Here is a 7288-nt window from a genome sequence, read left to right on the forward strand (position 1 = left end):
GCCCCCACACTCACCTCAACCAAGGCAAATCCGCCCCCGCCTCCTTCGGCTGCAACCCCTCAGCCAGGATCTGCATGATCTCGCCAAGGGCCCCCCGCTGCTCCGGTGACAGCCGGTCGAAGATCGCCTGCCGCACAGCGAGCACATGCCCGGGCGCGCTCCGCGCCAGCACCTCGTACCCCTGGTCCGTCAGCACCGCGAACTGCCCCCGCTTGTCGTCAGTGCAGTCCTCGCGCCGCACCCAGCCGTTCTTCTCCAGCCGGGCGACCGCGTGGGAGAGCCGCGACCGCGTGATCTTGGCGCGCATCGCCAGCTCGGTCATCCTCAGCCGCCGCTGTGGCGCCTCGCTCAGCACCACGAGCAGGTGGTAGTAGACGTGTGGCATGCCCGCATCACGCTGCAACTGCCGGTCGAGATGGTCCTCCAGCAGGGTGGAGGCGTGGACGTACGCGCGCCACGTGCGCTGTTCCTCGTCGGTGAGCCAGCGGGGCTCTTCAGCGGATGCCGTATTCATGTATCTACTGTACGAGGCCCATCCTTGAAATTTGAACAAATGAGGCGTAACCTCTACCTCGTAGAAGTTGATGTTTCAACAATATCTTCAAGTCTGAAACCGGAGGAAGCCCCGCATGTCCGCCGCCACCGAAGAGCGCCCCACCGTGAGGCGGATGCCGGCCCTTTATCTGAGCCACGGTGCACCGCCTCTCGCCGACCACCCGGTCTGGCCGGGTGAGCTGGCCGCCTGGTCGGCCGGCCTGCCGCGCCCCAAGGCGATCCTGATGGTCTCCGCGCACTGGGAGGAGGCCCCGCTGGCCCTCGGCGCTGTCGAGACCATCCCCCTCGTCTACGACTTCTGGGGCTTCCCCGAGCACTACTACCGCGTGAAGTACGAGGCCCCCGGCGCCCCCGAGCTCGCCGAGTCCGTCCGCAAGCTGCTGCGCGCCCCCGGCACGCCGGTGCAGGACATCCCGGACCGCGGCCTGGACCACGGCGCGTACGTGCCCCTGGTCGAGATGTTCCCCGAGGCCGACATCCCGGTGCTCCAGATCTCGATGCCGACCCTCGACCCCGTGAGGCTGATGGAGATCGGCCGCAAGCTGGCGCCCCTGCGCGACGAGGGCGTCCTGATCGTCGGCTCCGGCTTCTTCACCCACAACCTGGCCGCGCTGCGCCAGGCGGGCATCCCGTCCTGGTCGGTCGAGTTCGACGACTGGGGCCACCGCGCGTTGGAGGACCGCGACTGGGACGCGCTCCTCGACTTCACCCGCAAGTCCCCGTCCGGCCTGCTGGCCCACCCCCGCACGGAACACTTCGCGCCGCTCTTCGTCACGATGGGCGCGGCCGAGGCGGCCGGCGAGCTGGACGCCCAGAAGTCGGTGATCGACGGCTTCTGGATGGGGTTGGCGAAGCGGTCGGTGCAGTTCGGCTGAGCCGCGAGACCCCCCTGCTCTGAGCTTTCCCCTGAGAGGAGAGGGGACTTGCTCCTACGCTTGACGGCGTGACAGATCCGGGCGGGGCACACAACAGCATCAGCGACACCACGGTCCACGGCGCGGCTCTCCAGGCGCGGGACGTGGCATCGGTTGTGATCAACAACTACCCGGCACCCGCATCCCCGGTCGACGAACCGGCACGGTCGCCCCACGCCTGGGTGGGCGAGGTCGCGGACTCCCCACTGTGGAGGGCCGTGCCGGAGGGCCGGGACCCGTCGGGCGCGATGCTGTCGGCGGCGCGTGAAGTCGCCTCCGTCCTCGCCGTGCTGCACGACGAGGGTGAGCGCGAGTTGACCGGTGACCCGCGCGACCCGTGGTGGGACCGCTCCTTCGCCAGCCGCTTCCACGACGAGATCAGCCTGTTGGTGTGCGCCGAGGACGGTGCCGACTGGGACTTCCAGCCCGCCGAGGTGCTGCTCCTCACCCTCACCCCGTTCCTGTCCCAGACCCTGTGGGTGCGGACGGCCGCCGGACGCGCCCACGTCGGCCCAACGAACCTCCGCTCGACCCGCGCCACCGGAGACCGGGCGGGTTTCCAGAAGTTCTTCGACCGGGGCCACGAACGCCTCGTCCGCCGGGCCACGCTGGACCTGCCCGAACGCCCGGGCGCGGAGTCGGACATCGGGTGGTGGCTCTTTCACCAGTGGATCGACCACGGGCTACGGGGGACGGAGGACCACTGGACGGCGTACACGGACCTGGTCCAGCGGCTTCCGTTGGGGAACGCCTCGTTGACCGCCCTGTTCCACAGACGCCGGGCCGGGGAGCTGCTGTACGGGCTGCGGTTGCCGCTGGGGGAGATGTGCCGACCGGAGCGCCTCGACCGTATCGAGTCCGCCGCTTCCGTACCTGGAACAGGCGGCATACCCCAGAAGGTCCGTGTCCGCCGACTCGCCCTCCTCCTGGCCATCGCCCGCGCCAGGGCCCTGGACATCCCGGCCCTCCCCGACGACCTCGTCGAGAACCTCGGCATCCCGCACCGCGTCGACCTTGCCGAAGTGCACGAGACGGTGGCGGGCGCCGCCTGGCACACCGACAGCGGACCCATGGTGCTCCAGGCCGTCGACTGCCATCACGAGGCCGTCGTCGAGGCGTTGCGGCGGCATGTGGAGCAGGTCGACGTCCTGCTCTACGACATCCACCGCGCGGCCCGCGGCGACGAACTCCTGGGGCCCCTGCGCGCGTTGCCCCTACGCGCCTCCGCCGAGGGAGTCGAGGCGGCGCTCGACGACCACAACCGGCCCAAGTTCGAGAGTTACAGCAAGTTCCGTGTGGACGCCCGCCGCGTGCAGGAACTGCTCATGGGTGACCAGCTGTACCGCAGCCCGGGCCTCGCGATCCGCGAGCTCTACCAGAACGCGCTGGACGCCTGTCGCTACCGCAGGGCCCGCACCGATTTCCTGGCGACCCGGCCGGAGGCCACCCCGGACGACTGGAAGGGGCGGATCCGCTTCGAGCAGGGAACCGGGCCGGACGGCCGCCCGTACCTGCTGTGCGAGGACAACGGTATCGGTATGGGCGAGTCCGAGTTGAGCCGTGTCTTCGCCCGCGCGGGTACCCGCTTTACCGATCTCACGGACGTACGCAACGAACGGGCGAGCTGGGAAGCCGCGGGCGTCAACCTCTACCCCGTCAGCCGCTTCGGTATCGGTGTTCTCAGCTACTTCATGATCGCGGACGAGATCGAGGTCGTGACGCGTCGGCTGGATGGTGACGGGGCGAAGACGGAGCCGTGCTTCAAGGTCGCGATCTACGGGCCCAACCACCTGTTCCGGATCGAGCGGAGCAGGGAGCGGCGGGACCCGGGGACCACGGTACGGCTGTACCTGCGCAAGGAGGCGCCTTCCTGCGTGACGGAGCTGGTGCGGCTGCTCGCGGTGTCGGACGCCGACGTCGAGGTCGAGCACGGGGTGCGGTCGGCGCGGTGGGAGGCGGGGGCATACCGGCTGAAGCCGGGGTCCAGTGGTGACGGCTCGGACAGCCTCACGGCCTCGGGCTGGCACGTGCCCGGCCCGGTTCCCCAGGGGGCTGTCGCCCCGCCGGTCGTCTGGTGCGAGTCCGGCGGTGCCGTGTTGGTCGACGGCATCCTGACCCGGCCCGAGCAGCGCCGAGGTGTGCTGGCGGACTCACAGGGGGTCACGGCGCGCTTCGTGCGCCCGGCCAGCCACCCGGTGCTGCGAGGGGCCCTCGTGAACCTCACCGGGGACCTCGTCCCGAAGCTGTCCGTCGACCGTCTGCAGATCCTCGACGATGTGTCGGAGGATGTGGAACGGCTGCTGCGCATGGCAGCGCGCGAACTGATCATGTCGACGGACGGCCAGGTCACCGCCGAATGGCTCACCGGTGTGGCTGAGAGGAGCCCGAAGGTCGCCGACATCGTCACCGAGGCGCTCATGGCGACCGACCTGGAGCTGGAACTGCGGGACGGCAAACCGTTCAGACCGGCCGAGGTGGGGGTCCTCCCCTGGGACTCGGGAATCATCAGCTGGGCCACGGGCGCGGGCGACCGTGTGGCCAGGGGCGCGCCGGACCACGTCCTGCTGTGGCGGCTCCTCGCGCACGGGCAGGCGCAACGGTTCATCGACCTCGTCCCGGAACTGGGCACAGTAGGGCGCCTGCTCCCCGCCCTGCCGTCGGACGCGGCCTTGGTCGCGCCGTCCGGGGAGTGGCTGGAGGCCGAGGACTGGTCCGAGCCCGGTTTCGTGCTGTGGACCGCGGCACGGCTCGGGACGACCCCACGGCGGGTCGCCCTCCGCGCCACTGCCTTGGGCGCCGACGTGACGGCCCTCGACCACTACCCCGACGACGATCCTGATCCACTCGATCTCTCCCTCCTCAAGGGGGCTGGGCGTGGCCCTGAAGCGATGTCGGTTTGGTGTTCCACCAATGACCCGGTTCCGCTGGACCACTTCCTCGATGCTTATGTGAGACACGGCCTCGGCATCGTGGAGACCGCCGCACGCATGGCCCCCTACGGGTTCGACGTCTCTCTGGCCGACGACCTTCCGGACCGCCCGGAAAGAACCGACCTCATCCTGCTGAGCAGGGATGGCGAGGGGGAGGGCTACTGGTGCGCTGCCGAGCAGGAGGTCCCCCCGGGGCATGTGCTCTGGTCCTCGGCCCGCACCGGCCTCCCCGTCGCGGACGTGTGCCGGACACTGAGGGCCTACGGACTGACGGTCACCGACCTGCCCGAACGGTCGCGCCCCGACGATCTCCTCCTGCTCAGCACCGGGCTCGACGGGGAGCCCCCTTGGCTCGACGTCGGCAAGGAGGTGCCCTTCGAGCATGTGCGGCGGGCCGCGGAGCGATCCGGCCGGGAGACGGACGACGTGATCGCCGCGCTGAGCGAGTACGGGCTGTGCCCTCGAACGGCGCCGCCAGCCGAACTCTCCGAAGACGACCGAAGATTCCTCGACGCCGCCGGGCTCGAGGACGTCTCGCAGAGTCTGCTCGACAGGCTCGACTTCCATGACCTGCGGACCGCGGCCGATGAGTTGGGGTGGTCCCTGGCCATGGTGACGGAACGGCTCCGTGCGCTCGGAGTCGCCGTTCCGTTGGACTTTCCCCGGGAACCGGACGAGCTCGACGACGCCCTGCTGCTCGACCCTGAGCTCAACCTCTGGAGTGACCGCAAGCTGGGTGGAACAGACGTCTCCATGGCGGATCTGCTGGGCACCGCCCGCGGGCTGAGAAGACCCGTCGAGGAGATCGCGGTCCGCCTGGACTCGTACGGATTTCGGGTCCCCCGCCACGACCACCTCCACCCCGACGATCTGGCCGACGACCTGAGGCTGCTCAGTCAGGACCTTGACAGTGTGTCCCCGTGGATCCAGCCCGGAGACCCGGTCCCCCTGAGCCACCTCTGCGCCGCTTCCGCGAGACTCGGCATCACCATCCCCGAAGCCGCCGCCCGCCTCCGCCGCCTGGGAATCGACGTCCCCGAGGTCACGGACACCATCCGCGCCGCGATGGCCAGGCTTCCCCGGGCCCAGGAGCAACTTTCGGAGGACGCGATTCGTCTTCAGGGGTAGGAGGGCAACCAGGCGCGGGCGCCCTTCCGTGTGAAGAAGGCGGAAACGAAGGTGATGGGCGTCTCACGTACGGGGTGGTTCCAGGCGCTGGTGAGGGCCTCGACGCGGACCTCGCCGCCCTTTCTGACCTGCGGTGACGTACGTTCTGCCGCCATTCGTTCACCCTTTGTGGCCGGACAGGGTACTGCATGATCAGAAAAATTGAGGTGCGGGTTGGGAATTCTGTCCTGATTCCAGACGTTGTTTCGTTCGGATGCCGGGCACCCGAGAGGGTGTCACCAGCGTCACAGGACCATCCGCTAGCCCACCATCGCAAGGGAGCACGCATGGCAACCCGTGCCGTCGCCGCCCGTCGTACGTCCGCCACCGGCGGAGACGACGCGGCACTCAGCGTTCGCGCCTCGGGCGGCGAGATCGCCGACCGCGACCTGGTCGGCATGTACCTCGACGAGATCGCGCGTACACCGCTGCTGGACGCCGCCAAGGAAGTAGAGCTGTCCCAGATCATCGAGGCGGGCGTGTTCGCGCGGCAGATCCTCGACGGTGAGGAGGAAGCCAAGGCGGATGCCACCCGCGAGGAGCTGGAGGCCCTGTTCGCCGAGGGCGAGCGCGCGAAGGACGTGTTCATCCGCTCGAACCTCCGGCTGGTCGTGGCCGTGGCCCGGCGTTATCCGCGCAGCGGCCTGCCCCTGCTGGACCTGATACAGGAGGGCAACGCCGGCCTGGTGCGCGCGGTCGAGAAGTTCGACTACCGCAAGGGCTTCAAGTTCTCGACGTACGCCACCTGGTGGATCCGTCAGGCCATCACCCGGTCGATAGCGGACCAGTCGCGGACCATCCGGCTGCCCGTCCATCTGGTCGAGGAGCTGGGCCGCGTGCGCCGTGTGCAGCGCGAGTTCAACCGCGAGCACGGCCGCGACCCGGAGCCCACCGAGATCGCCAAGGAGCTCGGCTCCACCCCCGAGCGCGTCTCGGACGTGCTGGACTGGGCGCGCGACCCGGTCTCGCTCAACATGTCGGTGGACGACGAGGGCGAGACCCAGTTCGGCGACCTGCTGGAGGACACCTCCGCGGTCTCGCCCGAGCAGTCGGTGCTCACCCTGCTGCGCAGCGAGGGCCTCGACGACCTGATCGGGCGTCTCGACCAGCGCACGGCCTCCATCATCAAGATGCGGTACGGCATCGAGGACGGCCGCGAGCGCACGCTCACCGAGGTCGGCAAGGAGCACGGGCTCACCCGCGAGCGCATCCGCCAGATCGAGAAGCACGCGCTGCTGGAGCTGAAGAAGCTGGCGCGGGACACGGGGTTCGACGCGGCCGCGTGACGCCACGGCGCGCGACGCGGCGGGGCGTGAGGGACAGGACGCAGTGCAGGACTCGGTGGCACCGGCCCGGTCCCTGACGGGGACGGGCCGGGCCGGGCGGCGCACGTTGCCCGCCATCCCTCCGCCATACCCGGTGACGCGAAGGCTTCAAGTCGGTGTGGGTGACACAGACTTGGCCGTGTTCCGCCGCTTCAACCCCGCTGTCCGCGGGCACAAGACTTCCGGGCCCGGGAAATCCACCAGGCCCGGAGCCGGAGGCCCGGGACCCGGAGATCGAGCCGCTACGAAGTCCGTGTCGCCGTACGACATCCGCACACCGCATCTGTATCCGCATCCGCACACCACACTCGCGGCCCACACCCGAGCCGCGTCCACAAGCCAAGTCCCGACGCACTCCCCCCCCCAGCGCCGGGACTCTCCCCGAGCCGGGCTTCGG

5 protein-coding genes are annotated in these 7288 nt (G+C 69.6%); 3 read left to right on the plus strand and 2 right to left on the minus strand.

The window, feature by feature from the left end; genetic code table 11:
- Positions 1-10 precede the first annotated feature (10 nt).
- On the minus strand, positions 11-514 hold the full coding sequence (locus FNH08_RS39780; RefSeq protein WP_152776397.1) for a MarR family winged helix-turn-helix transcriptional regulator: 504 nt from the start codon (positions 512-514) through the stop codon (positions 11-13).
- Between the two features lie 154 nt (positions 515-668).
- On the opposite strand from FNH08_RS39780, the gene FNH08_RS39785 reads away from it, so the two are divergent.
- Positions 669-1430, plus strand: a complete 762-nt coding sequence (locus FNH08_RS39785) for a dioxygenase family protein (RefSeq protein ID WP_407704552.1) — start codon at positions 669-671, stop codon at positions 1428-1430.
- A gap of 68 nt (positions 1431-1498) precedes the next feature.
- Entirely contained in the window at positions 1499-5527 is a 4029-nt protein-coding gene (locus tag FNH08_RS51185; RefSeq protein WP_194238782.1) for a wHTH domain-containing protein, read from the plus strand.
- Here the strand turns inward: FNH08_RS51185 and FNH08_RS51190 are convergent.
- Positions 5518-5682 (minus strand): hypothetical protein, encoded by a 165-nt coding sequence (locus FNH08_RS51190; RefSeq protein WP_194238783.1) that lies wholly within the window; start codon positions 5680-5682, stop codon positions 5518-5520. The genes FNH08_RS51185 and FNH08_RS51190 overlap by 10 nt on opposite strands.
- A gap of 171 nt (positions 5683-5853) precedes the next feature.
- On the opposite strand from FNH08_RS51190, the gene FNH08_RS39795 reads away from it, so the two are divergent.
- Positions 5854-6852: a sigma-70 family RNA polymerase sigma factor gene (locus FNH08_RS39795; RefSeq protein ID WP_152776399.1), complete on the plus strand. Its 999-nt coding sequence runs from the start codon at positions 5854-5856 to the stop codon at positions 6850-6852.
- Positions 6853-7288: the final 436 nt, after the last annotated feature.

It is taken from the genome of Streptomyces spongiae, from assembly GCF_009377185.1.
Taxonomy (GTDB): Bacteria; Actinomycetota; Actinomycetes; order Streptomycetales; family Streptomycetaceae; genus Streptomyces; species Streptomyces spongiae.

What these genes read in the sequence shown, in the direction of transcription:
- FNH08_RS51190 (WP_194238783.1), bottom strand. Translation starts at nt 5,682, where the DNA reads ATGGCGGCAGAACGTACGTCACCGCAGGTCAGAAAGGGCGGCGAGGTC.
- FNH08_RS39785 (WP_407704552.1), top strand. Translation starts at nt 669, where the DNA reads ATGCCGGCCCTTTATCTGAGCCACGGTGCACCGCCTCTCGCCGACCAC.
- FNH08_RS39795 (WP_152776399.1), top strand. Translation starts at nt 5,854, where the DNA reads ATGGCAACCCGTGCCGTCGCCGCCCGTCGTACGTCCGCCACCGGCGGA.
- FNH08_RS39780 (WP_152776397.1), bottom strand. Translation starts at nt 514, where the DNA reads ATGAATACGGCATCCGCTGAAGAGCCCCGCTGGCTCACCGACGAGGAA.